This window comes from Neobacillus paridis, from assembly GCF_016765675.1.
Taxonomy (GTDB): Bacteria; Bacillota; Bacilli; order Bacillales; family Cytobacillaceae; genus Neobacillus; species Neobacillus paridis.
Map to the genome: position 1 here is coordinate 1 of NZ_JAESWB010000115.1, position 21,129 is coordinate 21,129.

Annotated in this window: 16 protein-coding genes, 21 tRNA genes and 1 rRNA gene; 37 read left to right on the forward strand and 1 reads right to left on the reverse strand. The window is 42.5% G+C overall.

The window, feature by feature from the left end; all coding sequences use genetic code 11:
• The first annotated feature begins 14 nt into the window (after positions 1-14).
• The 37 genes from rrf (at position 15) to JK635_RS06555 (ending at position 19,919) form a co-directional block, all read left to right on the forward strand.
• A 5S ribosomal RNA gene (gene rrf / locus JK635_RS06375) occupies positions 15-131 on the forward strand.
• Positions 132-141: 10 nt separating this feature from the next.
• Positions 142-217 (forward strand) — tRNA-Val (locus JK635_RS06380).
• Positions 218-231: 14 nt separating this feature from the next.
• Positions 232-304, forward strand: a tRNA-Thr gene (locus tag JK635_RS06385).
• Positions 305-340: 36 nt separating this feature from the next.
• A tRNA-Lys gene (locus JK635_RS06390) sits at positions 341-416 on the forward strand.
• A 9-nt stretch (positions 417-425) separates the two neighbouring features.
• A tRNA-Leu gene (locus JK635_RS06395) sits at positions 426-510 on the forward strand.
• Positions 511-518: 8 nt separating this feature from the next.
• Positions 519-593 (forward strand) — tRNA-Gly (locus tag JK635_RS06400).
• Between the two features lie 5 nt (positions 594-598).
• A tRNA-Leu gene (locus JK635_RS06405) sits at positions 599-687 on the forward strand.
• A gap of 10 nt (positions 688-697) precedes the next feature.
• Positions 698-774, forward strand: a tRNA-Arg gene (locus tag JK635_RS06410).
• An 8-nt stretch (positions 775-782) separates the two neighbouring features.
• Positions 783-859: transfer RNA gene (locus JK635_RS06415), tRNA-Pro, on the forward strand.
• Between the two features lie 15 nt (positions 860-874).
• Positions 875-947: transfer RNA gene (locus tag JK635_RS06420), tRNA-Ala, on the forward strand.
• Positions 948-971: 24 nt separating this feature from the next.
• A tRNA-Met gene (locus tag JK635_RS06425) sits at positions 972-1,048 on the forward strand.
• 143 nt (positions 1,049-1,191) lie between these two features.
• Positions 1,192-1,268 (forward strand) — tRNA-Ile (locus tag JK635_RS06430).
• Positions 1,269-1,295: 27 nt separating this feature from the next.
• Positions 1,296-1,388, forward strand: a tRNA-Ser gene (locus JK635_RS06435).
• A gap of 21 nt (positions 1,389-1,409) precedes the next feature.
• Positions 1,410-1,483 (forward strand) — tRNA-Met (locus tag JK635_RS06440).
• Between the two features lie 3 nt (positions 1,484-1,486).
• Positions 1,487-1,563 (forward strand) — tRNA-Asp (locus tag JK635_RS06445).
• Positions 1,564-1,717: 154 nt separating this feature from the next.
• Positions 1,718-1,793: transfer RNA gene (locus JK635_RS06450), tRNA-Phe, on the forward strand.
• Between the two features lie 21 nt (positions 1,794-1,814).
• Positions 1,815-1,890, forward strand: a tRNA-His gene (locus JK635_RS06455).
• Between the two features lie 323 nt (positions 1,891-2,213).
• A tRNA-Gly gene (locus JK635_RS06460) sits at positions 2,214-2,287 on the forward strand.
• A gap of 4 nt (positions 2,288-2,291) precedes the next feature.
• Positions 2,292-2,365 (forward strand) — tRNA-Ile (locus tag JK635_RS06465).
• 16 nt (positions 2,366-2,381) lie between these two features.
• Positions 2,382-2,456: transfer RNA gene (locus tag JK635_RS06470), tRNA-Asn, on the forward strand.
• Positions 2,457-2,459: 3 nt separating this feature from the next.
• Positions 2,460-2,547 (forward strand) — tRNA-Ser (locus JK635_RS06475).
• A 9-nt stretch (positions 2,548-2,556) separates the two neighbouring features.
• Positions 2,557-2,628 (forward strand) — tRNA-Glu (locus tag JK635_RS06480).
• A gap of 367 nt (positions 2,629-2,995) precedes the next feature.
• Entirely contained in the window at positions 2,996-3,721 is a 726-nt protein-coding gene (locus tag JK635_RS25240; protein WP_202653138.1) for a GntR family transcriptional regulator, read from the forward strand.
• 18 nt (positions 3,722-3,739) lie between these two features.
• The gene (locus tag JK635_RS06490) at positions 3,740-4,129 is read left to right on the forward strand and encodes a PTS sugar transporter subunit IIA (protein ID WP_202653139.1); all 390 of its coding nucleotides are present in this window, start codon (positions 3,740-3,742) and stop codon (positions 4,127-4,129) included.
• A 146-nt stretch (positions 4,130-4,275) separates the two neighbouring features.
• Complete coding sequence (locus JK635_RS06495; RefSeq protein ID WP_202653140.1) at positions 4,276-5,439, forward strand: AgaS family sugar isomerase; 1,164 nt, start codon at positions 4,276-4,278, stop codon at positions 5,437-5,439.
• Between the two features lie 81 nt (positions 5,440-5,520).
• Positions 5,521-6,009 carry a PTS N-acetylgalactosamine transporter subunit IIB gene (gene agaV / locus JK635_RS06500; protein ID WP_202653141.1) on the forward strand — a complete coding sequence of 163 codons (489 nt, stop codon included), beginning with the start codon at positions 5,521-5,523 and terminating at the stop codon, positions 6,007-6,009.
• A 24-nt stretch (positions 6,010-6,033) separates the two neighbouring features.
• The gene (gene agaW, locus JK635_RS06505) at positions 6,034-6,831 is read left to right on the forward strand and encodes a PTS N-acetylgalactosamine transporter subunit IIC (RefSeq protein ID WP_202653142.1); all 798 of its coding nucleotides are present in this window, start codon (positions 6,034-6,036) and stop codon (positions 6,829-6,831) included.
• A complete protein-coding gene (locus tag JK635_RS06510) occupies positions 6,821-7,669 on the forward strand; it encodes a PTS system mannose/fructose/sorbose family transporter subunit IID (RefSeq protein WP_202653143.1) in 849 nt (282 codons plus the stop codon). Before agaW ends, JK635_RS06510 begins: the two co-directional genes overlap by 11 nt.
• A 72-nt stretch (positions 7,670-7,741) precedes the next feature.
• Positions 7,742-8,890 carry an N-acetylglucosamine-6-phosphate deacetylase gene (nagA, locus tag JK635_RS06515; protein WP_202653144.1) on the forward strand — a complete coding sequence of 383 codons (1,149 nt, stop codon included), beginning with the start codon at positions 7,742-7,744 and terminating at the stop codon, positions 8,888-8,890.
• A gap of 108 nt (positions 8,891-8,998) precedes the next feature.
• Positions 8,999-9,940, forward strand: coding sequence for a tagatose-6-phosphate kinase (gene lacC, locus JK635_RS06520; RefSeq protein ID WP_202653145.1), 942 nt, complete (start codon positions 8,999-9,001; stop codon positions 9,938-9,940).
• 25 nt (positions 9,941-9,965) lie between these two features.
• A complete protein-coding gene (gene lacD / locus JK635_RS06525; protein ID WP_202653146.1) occupies positions 9,966-10,955 on the forward strand; it encodes a tagatose-bisphosphate aldolase in 990 nt (329 codons plus the stop codon).
• 3 nt (positions 10,956-10,958) lie between these two features.
• A complete protein-coding gene (locus JK635_RS06530) occupies positions 10,959-11,507 on the forward strand; it encodes a copper homeostasis protein CutC (RefSeq protein WP_202653225.1) in 549 nt (182 codons plus the stop codon).
• A 447-nt stretch (positions 11,508-11,954) separates the two neighbouring features.
• A complete protein-coding gene (gene glgB / locus JK635_RS06535) occupies positions 11,955-13,907 on the forward strand; it encodes a 1,4-alpha-glucan branching enzyme (RefSeq protein ID WP_202653147.1) in 1,953 nt (650 codons plus the stop codon).
• Positions 13,846-14,991 (forward strand): glucose-1-phosphate adenylyltransferase, encoded by a 1,146-nt coding sequence (locus JK635_RS06540; RefSeq protein ID WP_202653148.1) that lies wholly within the window; start codon positions 13,846-13,848, stop codon positions 14,989-14,991. Before glgB ends, JK635_RS06540 begins: the two co-directional genes overlap by 62 nt.
• Positions 14,992-15,053: 62 nt before the next feature.
• A complete protein-coding gene (locus JK635_RS06545; RefSeq protein ID WP_202653149.1) occupies positions 15,054-16,085 on the forward strand; it encodes a GlgC family sugar phosphate nucleotidyltransferase in 1,032 nt (343 codons plus the stop codon).
• Entirely contained in the window at positions 16,082-17,548 is a 1,467-nt protein-coding gene (glgA, locus tag JK635_RS06550; protein ID WP_202653150.1) for a glycogen synthase GlgA, read from the forward strand. Before JK635_RS06545 ends, glgA begins: the two co-directional genes overlap by 4 nt.
• On the forward strand, positions 17,523-19,919 hold the full coding sequence (locus JK635_RS06555; RefSeq protein WP_202653151.1) for a glycogen/starch/alpha-glucan phosphorylase: 2,397 nt from the start codon (positions 17,523-17,525) through the stop codon (positions 19,917-19,919). Before glgA ends, JK635_RS06555 begins: the two co-directional genes overlap by 26 nt.
• Before the next feature lie 38 nt (positions 19,920-19,957).
• On the opposite strand, the gene JK635_RS06560 is transcribed toward JK635_RS06555, so the two are convergent.
• Entirely contained in the window at positions 19,958-20,893 is a 936-nt protein-coding gene (locus JK635_RS06560) for a 1,4-dihydroxy-2-naphthoate polyprenyltransferase (protein ID WP_202653152.1), read from the reverse strand.
• Positions 20,894-21,129 lie beyond the last annotated feature (236 nt).

Genomic DNA, 21,129 nt, shown 5'->3' on the forward strand with positions numbered 1-21,129 from the left:
GATTAAATTAATGGCCTGGCGGTGATGGCGAGAAGGTCACACCCGTTCCCATACCGAACACGGAAGTTAAGCTTCTCAGCGCCGATGGTAGTTGGGGCACGCGCCCCTGTGAGAGTAGGACGCTGCCGGGCATAAATTATTGGAGGATTAGCTCAGCTGGGAGAGCATCTGCCTTACAAGCAGAGGGTCGGCGGTTCGATCCCGTCATCCTCCACCATATTTTATTTCTTTGCCGGCCTAGCTCAATTGGTAGAGCAACTGACTTGTAATCAGTAGGTTGGGGGTTCAAGTCCTCTGGCCGGCACCTTTTTCTGTTTACTTTTGATATGTTTCTTAATATGAGCCATTAGCTCAGCAGGTAGAGCATCTGACTTTTAATCAGAGGGTCGAAGGTTCGAGTCCTTCATGGCTCACCATTTAATCATGCGGGTGTGGCGGAATTGGCAGACGCACCAGACTTAGGATCTGGCGCCGTAAGGCGTGGGGGTTCGACTCCCTTCACCCGCACCATTCAATATGCGGAAGTAGTTCAGTGGTAGAACACCACCTTGCCAAGGTGGGGGTCGCGGGTTCGAATCCCGTCTTCCGCTCCAGATTTGCCGGGGTGGCGGAACTGGCAGACGCACAGGACTTAAAATCCTGCGGTAGGTGACTACCGTACCGGTTCGATTCCGGTCCTCGGCACCATGTTAATATTGCGCCCGTAGCTCAATTGGATAGAGCGTCTGACTACGGATCAGAAGGTTATGGGTTCGACTCCTTTCGGGCGCGCCATATATTAACGGGAAATAGCTCAGCTTGGTAGAGCACTTGGTTTGGGACCAAGGGGTCGCAGGTTCGAATCCTGTTTTCCCGACCATCTTTTTTAAAATTTGGGGCCTTAGCTCAGCTGGGAGAGCGCCTGCTTTGCACGCAGGAGGCCAGCGGTTCGATCCCGCTAGGCTCCACCTTAACTGTATATATATATATTTGGCGGTGTAGCTCAGCTGGCTAGAGCGTACGGTTCATACCCGTAAGGTCGGGGGTTCGATCCCCTCCGCCGCTACCAAATATAAAGGACCTTTAGCTCAGCTGGTTAGAGCAACGAGCAAAGCTTCAGCGAGTAAACAGCGAGTTGTACCCATCGAGTTGCCTCTTGGATAAGCTTGCTGAGATGGGGACAGACAAATAATAGTTAATGAATTAAACTAAGGACCTTTAGCTCAGCTGGTTAGAGCAGACGGCTCATAACCGTCCGGTCGTAGGTTCGAATCCTACAAGGTCCACCATTTATCTTAATTTCTTATATAATTTACGGAGGAATACCCAAGTCTGGCTGAAGGGATCGGTCTTGAAAACCGACAGGCGGGTTAAACCGCGCGGGGGTTCGAATCCCTCTTCCTCCGCCATAATCTTTAAATAATTATTATCGCGGGGTGGAGCAGTCCGGTAGCTCGTCGGGCTCATAACCCGAAGGTCGCAGGTTCAAATCCTGCCCCCGCAATCTGGTCTGGTAGTTCAGTTGGTTAGAATGCCTGCCTGTCACGCAGGAGGTCGCGGGTTCGAGTCCCGTCCAGACCGCCATTTTTAGTTTTAACTAGAAGGCTCAGTAGCTCAGTCGGTAGAGCAGATTGCATGCTCCTTTGAATATGCTTCTGTGGCAATCTGCGAGAAAAATCGTGAGATTTTTTGAGCAAAGGACTATAACTAGCCTTTCTGTAGGGTACATTCTTAATATGGCTCAGTAGCTCAGTCGGTAGAGCAAAGGACTGAAAATCCTTGTGTCGGCGGTTCGATTCCGTCCTGAGCCACCATTATTAAAAAAGAATATTGTGGCGGCTGTGGCGAAGTGGTTAACGCACCAGATTGTGGCTCTGGCATTCGTGGGTTCGATTCCCGTCAGCCGCCCCATCAATAAATAAGCGGGTGTAGTTTAGTGGTAAAACCACAGCCACGAGCATTGCATCGTGAGTCTGCTACGAGTTGCCTCGACGCATCTATCATCATCGAATTAGCTATTAAAGGAAGAGGCATTCTACGCGTGTATGAGTATATGATTATAAAATCAATTAAATAATGCGGGTGTAGTTTAGTGGTAAAACCACAGCCACGAGCATTGCATCGTGAGTCTGCTACGAGTTGCCTCGACGCATTTATCATCATCGAATTAGCTATTAGAGGAAGAGGCATTCCACGCGTGTATGAGTATATGATTATAAAATCAATTAAATAATGCGGGTGTAGTTTAGTGGTAAAACCACAGCCTTCCAAGCTGTTGTTGTGGGTTCGATTCCCATCACCCGCTCCATAATGGGCCTATAGCTCAGCTGGTTAGAGCGCACGCCTGATAAGCGTGAGGTCGATGGTTCAAGTCCATTTAGGCCCATCCTAACATTATTTATTCCGCAGTAGCTCAGTGGTAGAGCTATCGGCTGTTAACCGATCGGTCGTAGGTTCGAATCCTACCTGCGGAGCCATATGGAGAAGTACTCAAGTGGCTGAAGAGGCGCCCCTGCTAAGGGTGTAGGTCGGGTAACCGGCGCGAGGGTTCAAATCCCTCCTTCTCCGTTTTTATCTGGCCCCTTGGTCAAGCGGTTAAGACACCGCCCTTTCACGGCGGTAACACGGGTTCGAATCCCGTAGGGGTCATAATTTTAAACGTCACTTTCCTTTCATTCGAACAAATAAAACAGTCGTCTTCTTCGACATAGGTCCAGTTCTTCACATTATTGTTCATAAAAAAATCGCCCTTTCTGTAGTGTTGGTTTGGTCACTTACATTTTACTAGAGAAGGCGATTTTTTTTGTGCCCTTTTTTGAAAGAATGCAAAATAATGGGGCATCCAAAAGTCAAAATTAATGACTTTTTGGACAGCTCCAAACCGTCCCCCACGCTTCTTTGAAAGGGGTTTCAATTTTTTCTTGACATTGGGGATAAAAGGTATATAATTTAATCAAGAGGTAGTAACCAGTTCAACAAAGGTAATGACCAGTTTGAATTTAAGGAGACGAAATATGTGCTTATCAGCGATAGTAAAGTACCTTTATATTATCAGTTAGTTGATATTTTAGGGAAGCAAATTAAAGAAAATATGAAGCCACATGATAGGATGCTTTCCGAAAGGGAAATTTGCACCAAGTATAATGTTAGTCGGACTACAGTGAGGCTGGCCATGGCTGAATTGGAAAAGATGGGCTATATATACAAAATGCATGGAAAAGGGACCTTTGTAGCTACCTTGGCTGAGAATAAGCAAAATTTAATGGAGAGCTACAGTTTTACCGAACATATGAAAAAATTGGGTAAAGTCCCGAAAACCGAGGTCTTATCTTTTGAAGTGATCAAGGTTAATGATTATTTGGCAAAACATATGGGCCTATCTGGTGAGGAAAATGCCATTAAAATTATCCGCTTAAGGCTTGCAGATGGTATACCCATGATGGTTGAAACGAGTTATTTACCTTTTGCAAAGTTTTCGAGTCTAACCGAGGAATTAGTAAAAAAGAAGCCTTTGTATGAAATTTTTAAAGAGGAATTTTCACAGGTGATTAAGGCAGCTGATGAGGAATTTTCAGCAAGCATTATTCCTAGCAGGGAAGCCCACCTCCTCCAGGTTCCGACTAATTCTGCCTGCCTGAAATTGGAGCGTACCACCTACAATACAGCAAACCAGGTTATTGAGTTTACATTCAGTATCGCCAGAGCTGACCAATTCATTTATAAAGTTAGACATATTAGATAAAAAGAAGGGTTTGATAGCATGATTGGAATTATTTTGTGCGGCCATGCACATTTTGGAACAGGCCTTTACTCAACTGTAAGATTGATAGCAGGTGAACAAGAAAATTTTGAAGTCATTGATTACGAAGAAGGGATGACCTCTGAGGCTCTCTCGATGAAACTATCTGACACTATTGAAAAGTTACAATCTGCAGAAGGGGTTGCCATTTTGACAGATATTGCCGGGGGGACACCATTTAATGAAGCAGCAAAGCTTTCCGTTACGAAGGAAAATGTAACCGTTATATCCGGCGTAAATGCTCCGGTTCTTTTGGATAGCTGTTTTAAAAGGAATCTGCCAATTAGCCAATTTATCGAAGAAATTGTCCAATCTGGCAAAGATGGAATGAAAGTTTTTAAAGTGAAATAGGTTTTAAAAAAGCTTTGCACAACAACTGGTCATAACGTCATATCCAGTAGTGAATGTAGATAACCTGTATCTAGATTGTTTACATTAGCAAGATCCGAAATAGTGTCACAGTCGGCAGTTAAGAAAAAAGGAAAGATGTGATTGTCATGTTTCAAATGGATTCTAAAGAACTCGAACGGCTCGGCGCCGCGGTTACGAGCAAGGAAATTAAACAACAGCCATTGCTGTGGAAGGAAACTATCGATATTTATAACCGGGAAAAAGAGAATATAACAGCTTTCTTTACGAAACTCCGCGGGTTGGGGCGTATTCGTGTCATCTTTACCGGAGCAGGGACCTCTGCTTATGTAGGAGATACACTCCTTCCCTATTTAAGAAATAAGGTGGATGGAAATGAGTTTTCCTTAGAAAGCATCGCAACGACTGAGATTGTTTCAAATCCTTATCAGGTCTTTAAAAGGGAAGTTCCTACTTTGCTTGTTTCATTTGCCCGGAGCGGCAACAGCCCCGAAAGTATTGCGGCAGTAAATTTAGGAAAGCAATTGGTTGATTCATTCTATCAATTAAACATTACTTGTGCTCCCGAGGGAAAATTGGCTCAGATGGTCAAGGACGAAGAAAATTCGCTGCTACTGTTAATGCCATCCGGGGCAAATGATCAAGGCTTTGCGATGACAGGCAGCTTTACATGCATGATGCTATCGGCGTTGTTGATTTTTGATCCGCAAAGCGATGAGCAAAAGCAAAAATCGGTTGCGGAAATGATTGAAATGGGGAATTTCGTCATTCAGGAAGAAGCACAAATCCAAAGCATTGTGAATAAAGACTTCGATCGGATTGTCTACCTAGGATCTGGAAGCCTGGCCGGATTAACAAGAGAAGCACAGTTGAAAGTACTGGAATTGACAGCCGGACAGTATGCAACCATGTTTGATTCTTCGATGGGCTTTCGTCACGGCCCTAAATCATTTGTAAATGGAAAGACGGCAGTATTTGTCTTTACCTCCAATCATGAATACACACGAAAATATGATTTAGACATTCTTGAGGAAATCAGCCGTGATGCAATTGCCAATGTCATTGTAAGCATCGCCGTCGAGCAGGAAAGCAATTTTTCAGGGGAACGGTTTACATTTGCCGCCGGGAAAACGTTGGATGATATATATTTAGCCTTCCCATTTATCATGTTTGCCCAAACAGTTGCCATCTTGGCTTCCTTAAAAGTTGGCAATACACCTGATACTCCGTCCGCTACCGGAACGGTAAACCGGGTGGTAAAGGGTGTCATCATCCACGATTATCAAGAGTAAGGAGCTTTTTAAAAAGCCGGGCAATTTTAGCGATTTACTTTTTTAAAATAATAACCAATTTATACGAAAGAGGGAGATCGAATGGGAACACCAAATATTCTATTAACTCGGATTGACAATCGTTTGGTTCATGGACAAGTCGGCGTTACCTGGACCAATACACTGGGGGCGAATCTCGTTGTAGTGGCGAATGATGAAGTGTCGCAAGATCCGGTGCAGCAAAGCCTTATGGAAATGGTATTGCCGGATACGGTTCAAGCTCGCTTTTTCTCAATTGAAAAAACGATCAGAATTATTGGTAAAGCAGCTCCACATCAAAAAATATTACTGGTTGTCAGAACTCCACAAGACGCTTTAAAACTGGTTAAAGGAGGGGTGCCTATTAAAGAAATCAACGTTGGAAATATGCATTTTGCGGAGGGGAAAAAGCAATTGTCTGCCACGGTTTCAGTTGACAAAAATGATATTGCGACATTTAAGGAACTGGATCAGCTGGGAATTAAATTGGATGTTCGCGGTATTCCAAATGAAAGTGGCAAGAACATGATGGAATTACTGAAAAATGCTTAATATTTCTGAAATGGAGGAATCGCCATGTTAATCCAAGCCTTATTAATCGGAATATGGGCTGGTATAGCCGGAATTGACTTGTTCAATGGTTTAACCCATATTCATAGGCCTATTTTTACCGGTTTTGTTGTTGGACTAATTTTAGGAGATTGGCAAACAGGCTTAATTGCTGGTGCTACACTTGAATTAGTTTGGGCAGGGATGGTGCCGCTTGCTGGTGCACAGCCGCCAAACGTCGTTATCGGCGGAATTATCGGTACTGCATTTGCCATTTTGGCACACCAGGATCCAAAAATTGCCGTTGGTGTCGCTGTACCGTTTGCCGTTGCCGTACAAAGCTGTATTACATTGTTGTTTACGATTTATTCACCAGTTATGCATAAAATGGACAATTATGCTGTGAACGGAAATACAAAAGGCATTGATCGTCTAAACTATTTAGGCCCCATTATTTTATTTATATTCTATTTCATTATTTCATTCTTGCCAATTTACTTTGGTGCCGACAAAGCAGAAGTAATTGTTAATGCGCTTCCAAAATGGTTGATTTCTGGTTTAAGTGTAGCTGGGGGAATCATGCCAGCCGTCGGTTTTGCTATGTTGATGAAGATTATGTGGAAAGGTTCCTACGCTCCATTCTTTGCCGTCGGTTTTATTCTTGCCGCGTATTTAAAAATGCCGATTCTGGCCGTCGCTATTTTAGGTGTTGCTGTTGCCGCATATGACTTCTTCATGGGAAGTGGAAAATCCGATGATGGTGATAAAGTCAAGGTGGCTCCTGTAAATGATGATCTGGAGGAGGACTATAGCAATGGCATCTAAAGAAACAATAAATCGTGATGAATTCATTAAAAATGATTACGAAGATCCAACCGTAGAAAAAGTACTCACGAAAAAAGATTTGAATAAAATGGCCTGGCGCTCTTTGCTGTTGCAAGCATCATTTAACTATGAACGGATGCAGGGGGGTGGCTGGACTTACAGTTTGCTACCGGGATTAAAGAAAATTCATAAAAATAAAAATGACTTAAGGTCTGCCATGCTCGACCATTTACAATTTTTCAATACTCACCCATTCTTGGTAACGTTTATTCAAGGCGTTATCCTGGCAATGGAAGAAAACAAAGAACGCCGCGACACGATTCGCGGGATTAAAGTGGCCATGATGGGTCCTCTGGGTGGTATCGGTGATGCATTGTTCTGGCTGACATTACTTCCAATTACGGCTGGGATTGGTGCCTCATTGGCAGCAAGTGGAAATATCGCCGGTCCGCTGTTATTCGTTATTGTTTTTAATATTGTTCACTTCGCCCTTGTATTTGGTTTGATGCATTATGGATACAATGCAGGAACAAAAGCAGTATTAAGCTTAAAAGAAAGTACCAAGAAAATTTCTCGTGCCGCATCAATCGTCGGGTTAACCGTTATCGGCGCACTTGTTGCCACTTATATTAATTTCAAATTTGGCATCAAAATCCATGCCGGCAGCATTAATGTCGATTTGCAAAAAGGTGTAATCGATCAAATTATGCCGCAATTATTACCGTTGCTTTATACATTCTTCTGCTACTGGATGTTGAAAAAAGGCCGTTCACCATTAACCTTGATTGGAGTTACCGTTGTAATCGGGATTCTTGGAAGCCTGTTTAAATTATTCTAATTGTTTGAATACCAACAAAAGAGAAAAGATTCCCCTTCTTTTCTCTTTTGTTACTATGAAAGAAGGAATAAAATGCGCTATTTTGTTTATGCAGATAAATTTTTTCTAAAGAATGTGGTGGAGGACGCCGGCTATTTAGAAATTGTGGACGGCAAATTTGGCAACTATTCTAAAACGCTTCCGGTTGATCATGCCGAGGTCATCGACTGTAAGGGGAAATGGATTGCCCCGGGTTTAGTCGATACCCATATTCATGGGCTGTTAAATCATGATGTGATGGACAATGACTTTGAGGGCATCAAAGCTATTTCGGAAGGTCTTCTTTCCTGTGGTGTCACTTCATTTTTACCCACTACTTTAACTGCCCCGGTCGATTTACTCAACAAAGTCGTTGAAACCATTGGCAAGCATTATCAAGAAGTTCAAGGTGCAAAAATCCAAGGAATTTATTTAGAAGGTCCATTTTTCACGGAAGAGCACAAAGGGGCACAGAACCCGGACTATTTTTCTGATCCAGATCTGCAAGCTTTTGAAAAATGGCAACAGCTCTCAGGCGGGATCATTAAAAAAATTGCCTTGGCTCCAGAGCGCAAAGGAGCTGCGGAATTTGTCAAGAACGTGACAGAACAGGGAGTTGTCGTGGCGTTGGGCCATAGCAATGCAAGTTTTGAGCAGGCAAAAGAGGTGGTCGAGAGCGGCGCTTCCGTGTTTGTCCATACGTATAATGGGATGAGTCCGTTAACCTCGCGTGCACCGGGAATGGTCGGAGCTGCAATGACTTTAGAGAAGGTATACTCGGAATTAATCTGTGATGGACACCATGTACATCCAGTGTCGGCTAAAGTTTTAATGGATGTCCGCGGCAGGGACCGGGTGGCGATGATTACTGATTGCATGCGCGCGGGTGCTATGCTGGATGGGGTCTATACGTTGGGGGAATTCCCGGTCATCGTCAAAGACGGGAAGGCAACGATTGAAAACGGCAGCCTGGCCGGAAGTGTACTAAAACTGAAAGAAGCGTTGAAAAATGTTGTTGATTGGGGTATTGCCACTCCGGAAGAAGCAGTAATGATGACAACTATTGTCCCGGCTACCAGCTGTCATATTGATGATGTCTGCGGCTCAATTGCACCGGGAAGAGAAGCTGATTTTATCGTGCTGACGGACAAAATGGAGCTGGAAGCCACCTATCTTAACGGTGTGTGCAGGTATCATGTATAAGAGTTTAGGCTTAAAAAAATATCGTAAAAAAACATTCACTAGCAAGTTTGCTGGTATCATGTAAAAACATTTGGTGCCATAAAGTAAAAGCAAAAAGGGAGTCATTCGATGATTGTAAGTGTAACCATGAACCCGTCTGTCGATATTTCGTATCATTTAGATGAATTTATTTTAAATGAGGTCAATCGTGTTGCACATGTCAGCAAAACTGCAGGCGGCAAAGGCCTGAATGTTGCAAGGGTCATTCACTTGTTGGACGTCCCTGTGACCGCGACCGGAATCTTAGGGGGAACACTCGGGACTTTTATTGAAAATCAGTTGGACCGTGATGGAATTGCACACGACTTTTTAAAGACGAATCAAGAGTCGCGAAACTGTATTGCCATTCTTCATGAGGGGAAGCAAACGGAAATTTTGGAAGCTGGGCCGCATTTTTCCACCAAAGAGAAAAATGAATTTCTCACCCATTTTGGGAAATTTTTAAAAGCCGGAAATATTATTACGATCTCCGGCAGTCTGCCAAGAGGATTTGATGCTTCGGTCTACACCGAAATGATTCGTTTAGCCAGTGAACAGCAAATTCCTGTCTTGTTGGACTGTTCGGGAAAGGTGCTTGAGCAAGTTCTTAAGGCTAAGAAAGCCATGCCGGATCTTATTAAGCCAAACATTGACGAGTTAAATCAACTGCTTGGTAAAAAATTGCATGCAGAAAACTTGGACGGGCTTAAAACGGCTTTGGCAGATCCGTTATTTGCTGATATTGAATGGGTCGTCGTATCACTGGGAGCAAAAGGGGCGTTTGTCAAACATAACGATACGTATTTCCAAGTAAAAATCCCTTCGGTCCAAGTAGTGAATCCCGTTGGGTCGGGAGATTCCGTCGTTGCCGGATTAGCGGCTGCGATGCTGCAAGGAAAATCGGTGGAAGATATTATGAAAACAGCTATGACGACCGGGGTGTTAAATGCGATGGAGACACAAACCGGTTATGTAAATAAAGCAAAATTCGATCTTATTTTCCAACAAGTGGAAGTAATTGAGATGAAATAAGATCGAAAGAGAGGGAGTTACAACTATGGTCAAATTAACGAACAATAAGCTGGAAGCATTAAAACGATTATCAGATGAAAATGGCATCATCGGTGCATTGGCCATCGACCAGAGGGGATCATTGAAAAAAATGATTGCAAGCGCCAGCTCAAAAGAGATTGGTGATGAAGGTATCATTGAATTCAAAAAACTGGTAAGTAAAGAGCTCACGAAATATGCCTCATCGATTTTACTTGATCCTGAATATGGCCTGCCTGCTGCGGAAGTAAGGGATGAAAACGCAGGATTGCTGTTGGCTTATGAAAAGACCGGTTACGACGCAACCGTTCCTGGACGCCTGCCGGATGTGCTTGACGTGTGGTCAGCGAAACGGTTAAAAGAAGCCGGGGCGGATGCGGTTAAGTTTCTTCTATATTATGATGTTGATGAAGACCCAGCGATTAATGATATCAAACACGCATTCATCGAACGGGTTGGTTCGGAATGCGTTGCCGAGGATATCCCGTTCTTCCTGGAAATCGTTTCATATGATGCGACGATTGAAGATGTGAAAAGCGTCGAATATGCCAAGGTAAAACCACATAAAGTCATTGACGCTATGAAGGTGTTCTCAGACTCACGCTACAACGTCGATGTGTTAAAAGTAGAAGTGCCTGTCAATATGAATTATGTCGAAGGCTTCGCTGAAGGTGAGGTTGTCTACACGGTGGAACAAGCAAAACAATACTTTAAAGACCAAAGTGATGCGACAGAGCTGCCTTATATCTATTTAAGTGCAGGGGTTAGCGCCCAATTGTTCCAAGATACGCTGGAATTCGCTGCCCAAGCCGGTGCAGAATTCAACGGGGTCCTTTGCGGCCGCGCTACATGGAAAAACGGCGTCCAGCCATTCGCCGAAAAAGGTCAAGCAGCCGGTAACGACTGGCTCCAAACCGAAGGCAAAGACAACATCACCAGCCTAGATGCTGTCTTAAAGAAAACCGCAAAATCCTGGTTCACCAAAGTCGAAGCATAAGTCATCGGCGGCACAACTGTCAGCCATGGGGTTGCGAAACAAACGATTGATTATTGCCGGAGTAGAAATGTAACTGTGATGGCGATGGTGCAGCCCAGGGGCGGCGATTTTGTTTATAACAAAGCGGAGATTGCCATGATGCAGGAGGATATTGCCCATTTCAAAGAGCTGGGAGCCGACGGGGTGGTATTCGGCTGTTTAACGGACAGCGGCTGGATTGATGAAGTAGCGATGCTTACGCTTCTGCAATCGGCGAAGGGACTCGAGGTCGTATTCCATATGGCATTTGACCAGATTAGGCCCGAAGCTCAGCTTGATGCCATCACCTGGCTGGCAGAACAAGGAGTGACACGGATATTAACGCACGGCGGTTCAAGCAATTCCAAACTGGAAGACAACCTTGACCTGTTAAAGGAATGGATCCAGTTTGCTGGTGATAGAATTACCATCATGCCCGGCGGCGGAATTACCGATCGGAATCTGCCGCACATTGTTCGTGAGTTAGGGATAACCGAGGTGCATGGGACGAAGATTGTCGGTGAACTCGAATAGTAGAAAAAAAATAATAAAAATTAATTCTGAAAATTTTAAATAAATTATTGCTCAACAAAAAACACTATCTCAAGTTTGACAGTTAAAACCACAAGAATGCTGTAATGACAGGCTTTCTTGTGGTTTTTTTGTGAATTTAACAGCTATTTACATAAACAAAATTAGGTATTTTAGCCCGTGATTTCCATTGTGATTTTTATTTATTACCAATCCCCCCTTCTTGGTTCCTAAAAAAAATTAAAAGTGAATTGATATTTTTAGCAAAATGACTCGAAATTTGATGATTTTTTTGTCGAAAATGCAAGGATAACGACAAAAAATAGAACATTATAGCAATTTACTATCTAAATTGTCTGAAAAGGGAAAAAAGTATTTTGAGGATTACGACCCAAATACATATATAATTGTTTTTTGAAGTACATATTCTCAAGTGAGGAAGAGGAAATCATGACAGTAAACATATTATTTCCCACTGACTATCAGTTGCATCTATTTCATGAGGGAAATCTTTTCCAAAGTCATCGGCTATTCGGTGCTCATATTTTTTCCTATTCCAACCAAACGAGTACACGATTCTGTGTATGGGCTCCCAACGCTGTAACAGTTCGACTGGTTGGAGAGTTTAATAACTGGGATGGTCATGGATATGAATTAAACAAAGTGAATAATGAAGGAGTTTGGATGATCGTTGTGAATGACGATCTGGACGGAGAGCTTTATAAGTATGAAATTGTTACACGATCTGGAGAAAGGCTGTTAAAAGCTGATCCTTATGCCGTTTATTCGGAAGTAAGACCGAATACTGCCTCGATTGTTTATTCCATAAATGATTATGCGTGGCAAGACGATCGATGGATGAAACGGAAGTCTCAAAGCAACTTCTTAACGGAGCCTGTTGTGATCTATGAAGTCCATTTAGGATCATGGCGAAAAAAACAAAATGGAGATTATCTTACATATTCGGAATTAGCTGCCGAGCTAATCCCTTATGTTAAGGAACATGGATTTACCCATGTAGAACTATTGCCGCTTGTTGAGCACCCGCTCGACGATTCGTGGGGTTATCAAGGAACCGGGTATTTTTCCGTTACTTCAAGGTTTGGTGAGCCCCGTGAGTTTATGTATTTTGTGGATCAGTGTCATCAACACGGAATTGGCGTAATCCTTGATTGGGTCCCGGGTCATTTTTGCAAAGACGCACATGGGTTATACCGTTTTGATGGTACCCATCTTTATTCGTATCAGACTCCTGGCGATCGGGAAAATATGATTTGGGGAACAGCCAATTTTGATTTAGGTAAGGGAGAAGTACAAAGTTTTCTGATTTCTAATGCCTTATTTTGGATGGACTATTTTCATATCGATGGTTTTCGGATGGATGCTGTTGCCAATATTATTTATTGGCCCAATGCAGGTCATAAGAAACGTGAAAATCCATTTGGAGTTGCATTTTTAAAAAAGTTGAACCAGGTGATCGAAGAATATAATCCTAACTTTTTAATGATTGGTGAGGATTCCACCGAATTTCCCCGGGTAACCGCGCCCGTACGCTTTGGTGGATTGGGGTTTCATTATAAATGGAATATGGGCTGGATGAATGATGTTCTGGAATATATGGAAACGCCGCCGTTTGCGAGATCTCACGTTCATTCTAAGATTACATTTTCACTTTTATATGCTTTTTCGGAAAACTTTATGCTCCCATTTTCACATGATGAAGTTGTCCACGGAAAAAAGTCATTGCTTGATAAAATGCCTGGGGAATATCACGAGAAATTTGCTCAATTACGGCTATTGCTTGGATATATGTTCGCCCATCCAGGGAAAAAACTGCTATTTATGGGTTTTGAATTGGGGCAGTTTGCCGAATGGAAGGATAAAGAGCAATTGGACTGGAATTTAATGGAATATCCTCTTCATCAAAAGAATAATTTTTATGTAAAAATGTTAATGAAAGTATATAAACGGTCAAAAGCGCTCTATGAACTAGATCACCTGCAGGCAGGTTTTGAGTGGATTGACGTTGATAATGCGGATCAATCCATTTTTTCTTTTATCCGCCGCGGAAAAAAAGAAGACGCCATGCTGATCATTGTTTGTAATTTCACAGGTATTGGCTATCAAGGATATAAGATTGGTGTCCCCAGTCCGGGTCAATATCGGGAAATATTTAATAGTGACCAGGAAGAATATGGCGGATCGGGGGTTGTAAATAAAAGGGCACTTATGGCGGTACAAGAGCCAAGTCATGGAAAACCATATTCACTTCAGTTAACAGTAGCCCCGTTTGGGTTTCAAATAATAAGACCAGTCAAAAAACGAAAGGAGCGAAAAGGGAATGGTAAAGAAAAAGTGCGTGGCCATGCTGTTAGCAGGAGGAAAGGGAAGCAGGCTGAATGATCTAACCAAGGAGCTGGCAAAACCCGCAGTCCCTTTTGGAGGAAAATATCGGATAATCGATTTTACTTTAAGCAATTGTGCTAATTCCGGAATTGATACGGTTGGCGTTTTAACACAGTACCAGCCTTTACTATTAAACTCCTATATTGGCATTGGCAGTGCCTGGGATCTTGATTGTAAGGACGGCGGGGTAACGGTACTACCGCCATATAGTGAATCTTCAGAGGTCAAGTGGTATACCGGAACTGCCAGTGCCATCTATCAAAATTTGAATTATTTAAAGCAATATCAGCCTGACTATGTCTTAATCCTTTCAGGGGACCATATATACAAAATGAATTATGAGAGCATGCTTGAATATCACCAGGAAAAACAGGCAGACGTCACAATTTCTCTCATTGAGGTCGCCTGGGAGGAAGCCAACCGGTTCGGCATTATGAATACGGATAGTGATATGAGGATTATAGAGTTTGAGGAGAAGCCCGCTAATCCGAAAAATAATCTTGCCTCCATGGGGATTTATATTTTCAGCTGGAATATTCTTAAGGAATATTTGGAACAGGATGCTAACAATCCCGATTCAAGTCATGACTTTGGTAAAGATATTATCCCTTTGTTATTAAGAGAAAAGAAAAACCTGTTTGCTTATCCGTTTAGGGGATATTGGAAAGATGTGGGTACTGTTGAAAGCCTGTGGGAGGCCAATATGGATTTATTAAAGGAAGACTGCGAGTTAAATTTATTTGATTACAGCTGGAAGATTTATTCCGTCAATCCGAACCGGCCGCCGCAGTTTATTTCACCGGAAGCGGTTGTCAAGGAGTCACTGATCAATGAAGGCTGCACGATTGAAGGAGAAATAGAGCATTCCGTGCTCTTTCAAGGTGTTTCAATTGGGAAAGGATCCGTCGTGAAAGATGCGGTGGTTATGCAGGATACAGCTATAGGTAAGGATTGTTTCATCGAAAGAGCGATTGTTCCTTATGATATGACAATCCCGGATGGAACGGTGATTCGTTCCTTTGATGAAAAAATAATTCTAGTAACCGAGCAACTGATCCGCAGGTTAAAGCCAGCCTATTAGCATGATCCGTTATGGCGCAAGAATACTGGGGATGGAGTAGAGAAACTGGAGGGACTTATTGAGTGAAAAGAAAGCTATTAGGAATTATTGATGCAACAACCTATCATGAAGACTTGAAGGACTTATTAACGCATCGGTCTCTAGCTGCACTGCCATTTGCCGGCAGGTACCGAATTATTGATTTTATCTTATCAAGTATGGTTAACTCTGGAATTAGAAGCGTCGCTATTTTTCCAAAAATACAGTACCGCTCCTTGATGGATCATTTAGGGTCGGGGAAAAATTGGGATTTAAATCGCAAACGGGATGGGCTTTTCTTTTTTCCATCGGCCATTGTTGATAGTGAATATAATAGAATTGGTTCATTCGACCTTTTTGCGGCCAATATGGATTATTTTTATCGCAGCACACAGGAATATGCGATTATTAGTAATTGCTTTACGATTTTAAATATCGATTTTGGCTCAGTTTTTAAATGGCATTTGCAATCAGGCTGCGATATTACGGAAATCCATGATCAGCGTGGAAGTTCACTAGAAATATATTTGATCAAAACTTCGCTTCTCATCAAGTTATTAGAAACTAGAAATCAAACCGGGTATACCTGCGTGCAGGATGTGGTAAATGACCCGCATCATGGCTATTCCATTTGCCAGTATGTTTATGATGGCTATGCCGTGATGATTGATTCCATTAAAACCTATTATTCTAGCAACATGAATTTATTGCAGCCTGAAATGTGGAAACAGTTGTTTTTGCGTGAGCGGCCCATTTTTACCAAGGTCAAGGATGAGCCGCCGACAAAGTATTTAAAAGGGTCGAAAGTAACAAATGCGATGATTGCCAATGGCTGTCTCATTAGCGGTATTGTGAACAGAAGCATCATTGCCCGTGGTGTAAAAATTGGCAAAGGTTCAGTTATTAAGAACTGCATTATCATGCAAAAATGCCAAATTGAAGATAATTGTTACCTGGATTCGATGATTTTGGATAAAGATGTGAAAATTGAAGCAGGAACCAAAATAATCGGTACGCCAGGGTCACCATATGTGATTCGAAAAGGGACGAAGCAAGGAGCGTTGATGAAATCATGAAGGTACTATTTGCAGTGTCAGAATGTGGTCCGTTTGCAAAATCAGGAGGCCTGGCCGATGTTGCCGGGTCTTTGCCAAAAGAACTGAAGGCCCAGGGAACAGATGTTAGAGTGATTCTTCCAAAGTATGGAACGATTGCCGAAAAATATAAAAAGGAAATGAAAAAGGTCAAGGAATTTACCGTTTCTGTCGGCTGGAGAAATCAGTATTGCGGCATCGAGCAGCTCGAGTTCCAAGGAGTTATCTATTATTTTATCGATAATGAATATTACTTTAAACGCGAAGGACTATATGGCTATTTCGATGATGGCGAGCGGTTTAGCTATTTTAACCGGGCGGTTCTGGAAACCATCACCCAGCTGAATTTTTTCCCAGATGTGCTTCATTGTCATGATTGGCATACGGCAATGATTCCCTATCTATTAAAAACAGAATATTACAGGCGCAGGGGGTACGATCTGATTAGAACTGTTTTTACGATTCATAATCTCCAGTTCCAAGGAATTTTTCCAAAAGAAGTATTGGGGGATTTATTGGGCTTGGAGGATCTGTCGCTTCACTATCAGCATTTGGAGTTTTATGGAAATGTCAATTTTCTTAAGGGGGCACTGATTGCTGCCGATAAAATTACCACTGTCAGTCCGACGTATAAAGAGGAAATCAAGACGGAGGCTTATGGGGAAAAACTGGAGGGTTTATTAAGGAAACGGAATGAGGACCTTGTGGGAATTTTAAATGGAATTGATGAGGGATTCTACAATCCTGTTCATGATCCGCTTATATTTCAAACATATAGTCTGGAGGATTTAACTAAAAAGCAGGATAATAAACGTATGATTCAAAAGCAATTCGACCTAAAGCAAAGCCTTGGTACGCCGCTTTTGGTGATGATTTCTCGGCTGACCAAACAAAAGGGGGTTGACCTTGTACAATGTGTACTCCGGGAAATTCTGCAGGAAGATTTACAGGTCATAATCCTGGGAACGGGTGATTACGAGTACGAGGAATTCTTTCGGCAGGCGGCAAGAATTTATCCGGAAAAGCTGAAGGTTCAGACGGAATTTAATGAAGCCTTGGCGCATAAGCTGTATGCCGCCGCAGATCTGTTCTTAATGCCTTCACTATTTGAACCTTGCGGCCTTGGTCAATTGATCGCGATGAAATACGGGGCCATTCCGATTGTACGGGAGACGGGCGGGTTGAATGATACGGTTAGCTCATGGAATGAAGTGACCGGGCAGGGAAATGGCTTTTCTTTCCGCGATTTCAATGCGCATGACATGCTTTTTACCATTCAGCGGGCAATTGGCTTCTATCATGATCACAGGACATGGCAGAAAATTATCAAACAGGCAATGGAAAAGGATTATAGCTGGGCGCAATCGGCCTTTTGCTATAATCAGCTCTACGCTGAAATCGTCTCTGGGAGTGAATCGCATGTTTTCTTCGAAAGAACAATTTAAGAAGACCTTTTTAAAACGGCTTGAAATGCTATGCGGGAAAAGCTTTGCCGAAAGTACGCCAAGAGATCATTACCAAACGCTTGGTCAGATGATCCGTGAATTTGTCAGCAATGACTGGATTACAACGAATGAGCGCTATTGGGCATCAAAGAGAAAACAAGTCTATTATTTGTCAATCGAATATTTATTAGGCAAACTTTTACGGCAAAACTTAATCAATCTTGGGGTGGAGGCGATGGTTGAGCGCGGACTTCAGGAACTGGGAATAAATTTGACCGAGATAGAAGAAATAGAGCCTGATGCGGGCTTGGGGAATGGCGGCTTAGGAAGATTGGCCGCCTGTTTTTTAGATTCGCTGGCTTCGCTCAATCTTCCTGGCCATGGGCATGGCATCCGCTACAAGCATGGCTTATTTGAACAAAAAATTGTTGATGGCTATCAGGTTGAATTGCCTGAGCAGTGGCTCAGAAGCGGCAATGTTTGGGAGGTTCGCAAAGCGGACTTGGCAGTCAGCATCTCATTTTGGGGCAATGTGGAAGCAAAAATTGAAAATGATCGGCTCATCTTCCGGCATTTAAATGCTGAAAAGGTGACCGCTGTCCCTTACGATATCCCGGTTGTCGGCTTTAACACAAACACCGTCAATACGCTGAGACTCTGGAGCGCGGAGCCGGCACAATTTCCGTTTCATCAGGATGTTCTTAAATATAAGCGGGAAACGGAAGCTATTTCGGAGCTGCTTTACCCGGATGATACTCATGATGAAGGAAAAATCCTTCGGCTAAAGCAGCAATATTTTCTAGTATCAGCATGTATACAGTCTATTTTACGTTCTTATAAGAAGCAGCATGCGAACCTGGAACAGCTGCACGAATATGTCTGCCTTCATATAAATGATACCCACCCGGTTCTGGCCATTCCGGAGCTGATGCGAATCTTGATGGATGAAGAGGGCTTCGGCTGGGACGAGGCATGGCATATTACAACGAATGCGATTTCCTATACCAATCATACGACCTTATCAGAAGCATTGGAAAAATGGCCGGTTCATATTTTTCAACCACTCTTGCCAAGGATATATATGATTATCGAAGAAATTAACGAGCGTTTTTGCCGTATGCTTTGGGAGGAAACACCCGGTAATTGGGAAAGAATTAGCAGTCTCGCGATTATTGCCGACCATCAGGTGAAAATGGCCCATTTGGCAATCGTCGGCAGCTTTAGCGTTAATGGAGTGGCAAGACTGCATACAGAGATTTTAAAGGAACGGGTAATGAAGCCATTTTTCCAGTTGTATCCTGATAAATTTAATAATAAGACAAACGGGATTGCCTATCGCCGCTGGCTGTTACAAGCAAATCCGCGGCTGTCCGCCTTGATTACAGAAGCAATCGGAGCAGAATGGACCCAATCAGCGGATAAACTAAAACAATTACTTCAATTCCAGCAAGATGAACCATTTTTACAGCATTTAAAAAAAATCAAAACCGATAATAAGAAGCAGCTAGCAGAAATGATTTACAAACAGAATGGAATAGCTGTTGATTCAGAGGCCATTTTCGATGTCCAGGTAAAACGGCTTCATGCTTACAAAAGACAGCTTCTTAATGTTTTACACATTATGTATCTATATAATCGGATGAAAGCCGATTCCAGTTTTGAAATCGTTCCAAGGGTGTTTATTTTTGGGGCAAAGGCATCACCGGGATACTATTATGCTAAAAAGATTATCAAATTAATTAATACAGTAGCGGATAAGGTTAATACTGATCCGCAGATAGGTAATAGACTCAAAGTGGTTTTTTTGGAGAATTATCGCGTCTCCTTGGCAGAAAGGATTTTTCCGGCGGCAGATGTCAGCGAGCAAATTTCGACTGCCAGTAAAGAAGCTTCCGGAACAGGCAATATGAAATTTATGCTTAATGGAGCATTAACGATTGGAACATTGGATGGGGCGAATGTCGAAATTCATGAGCTTGTAGGGGAAGATAATATCTTTATCTTTGGACTGACAGCAGCAGAAGTCCTCCGTTATTATCAACATGGCGGTTATGAATCGGTTGAGTATTATCATCATGATCAACGAATTCGTGAAGTCGTCGATCAGCTTGTGAACGGCTTTTTTCCTAATGTGTCCAATGAATTTGAACCCATTTTCGATTCCTTACTTGGGGAAAACGATCAATATTTTGTTTTAAAGGATTTTGCTTCCTATACTACTACTCAAAAGAAAGTAAGTGAGGCTTTTAAAGATTCAATCCGCTGGCAGCAAAAAAGTCTTATGAATATTGCCCATGCCGGTTATTTTTCCAGTGACCGGACAATCAAGGAATATGCAAGAGATATTTGGGGAATTTTACCTTATCAATAAACAAAAAGCTTCTGCAGCTTGCAGAAGCTTTTCAAATTCTAAAAGAAATGTCCGACAAAAATGCCGACGGTGAATAACAGTCCAAAAAAGGTATTGGTCTGCGCCGTGGCCTTCATCGCTGGAGCCATTTGAATTGGCAGGACGCCTTTATTAAAGACTTTGATTGCCTTGATTGGTTTGATTGTGCTTAAAATGACAAGAGCCGTCCATATAGGTGCAACGCTGCTGATAATCAGCCCTAAAACCCAGAGATAGGAAAAGATAAACATCCCGGCTAATAATATAACGGCTTTTTTCTTGCCTAACAGAACTGCCACGGTTTTGCGGCCATTCTCTTTATCACCGTCAAGGTCGCGAATATTGTTCGATAAATTAATCGCACTGACTAAAATAAAAATTGGGATTGAAAACAGAATGCTTCCGCTGGTAATGGTTCCTGTTTGGATAAAGAAAGCAATTAAGATAATGAACATTCCCATAAAAAGACCGGAAAATAATTCACCAAAAGGTGTATAGGAAATAGGCAGCGGACCGCCGGTATACAGGTAGCCGACCGCCATACAAATAAGCCCGACAAGAGTTAAATACCAGCTGCTATTGGCGCAAATGTAAACCCCCAATAACAGGGCAATTCCATAACAGGCTAGAGCGAGCTGCATGACTGTCTTTGGTTTAATTCCGTCACGGACGATAGTACCGCCAATCCCGACTGAATGTTCAGAATCAAGCCCGCGTTTAAAGTCATAGTACTCATTAAACATATTAGTGGCTGCCTGAATTAATAGGCTGGCAATTAACATCGCAAAGAAAAGTCCAAAGTGAAAACTTCCTTCTTTAAAAGCAAGTGCGGTGCCAAGTACAACAGGTACAAATGCTGCTGTTAATGTATGAGGACGGGTCATTTGCCACCACACTTGAAAACCCTTGTTGGCTTCAACAACCGGTTTCGCACCCTGCTGTAAATTAGGCTGCATATGCCATTCTCCTCCCCTTATATAGATCTCTAATTTCATCAAATTGTTACAATTTTATTAATATCCAACCCTAAGTGTAGGGAATTCACCAATGAGTGTCAATTAAATTTTACTTTCAAAACTAGAAGATTCTCCCTACTTGGTAAATAGGGAGAAGTTCGTGAGAAAATGATAAAACACATTTTAACCATTACACGGAAATTTGACATATAATAAGGGATGAAACGGGGATAAAT

What these genes read in the sequence shown, in the direction of transcription:
- JK635_RS06490 (WP_202653139.1), top strand. Translation starts at nt 3,740, where the DNA reads ATGATTGGAATTATTTTGTGCGGCCATGCACATTTTGGAACAGGCCTT.
- JK635_RS06495 (WP_202653140.1), top strand. Translation starts at nt 4,276, where the DNA reads ATGTTTCAAATGGATTCTAAAGAACTCGAACGGCTCGGCGCCGCGGTT.
- agaV (WP_202653141.1), top strand. Translation starts at nt 5,521, where the DNA reads ATGGGAACACCAAATATTCTATTAACTCGGATTGACAATCGTTTGGTT.
- agaW (WP_202653142.1), top strand. Translation starts at nt 6,034, where the DNA reads ATGTTAATCCAAGCCTTATTAATCGGAATATGGGCTGGTATAGCCGGA.
- JK635_RS06510 (WP_202653143.1), top strand. Translation starts at nt 6,821, where the DNA reads ATGGCATCTAAAGAAACAATAAATCGTGATGAATTCATTAAAAATGAT.
- nagA (WP_202653144.1), top strand. Translation starts at nt 7,742, where the DNA reads ATGCGCTATTTTGTTTATGCAGATAAATTTTTTCTAAAGAATGTGGTG.
- lacC (WP_202653145.1), top strand. Translation starts at nt 8,999, where the DNA reads ATGATTGTAAGTGTAACCATGAACCCGTCTGTCGATATTTCGTATCAT.
- lacD (WP_202653146.1), top strand. Translation starts at nt 9,966, where the DNA reads ATGGTCAAATTAACGAACAATAAGCTGGAAGCATTAAAACGATTATCA.
- glgB (WP_202653147.1), top strand. Translation starts at nt 11,955, where the DNA reads ATGACAGTAAACATATTATTTCCCACTGACTATCAGTTGCATCTATTT.
- JK635_RS06540 (WP_202653148.1), top strand. Translation starts at nt 13,846, where the DNA reads ATGGTAAAGAAAAAGTGCGTGGCCATGCTGTTAGCAGGAGGAAAGGGA.
- glgA (WP_202653150.1), top strand. Translation starts at nt 16,082, where the DNA reads ATGAAGGTACTATTTGCAGTGTCAGAATGTGGTCCGTTTGCAAAATCA.
- JK635_RS06555 (WP_202653151.1), top strand. Translation starts at nt 17,523, where the DNA reads ATGTTTTCTTCGAAAGAACAATTTAAGAAGACCTTTTTAAAACGGCTT.
- JK635_RS06560 (WP_202653152.1), bottom strand. Translation starts at nt 20,893, where the DNA reads ATGCAGCCTAATTTACAGCAGGGTGCGAAACCGGTTGTTGAAGCCAAC.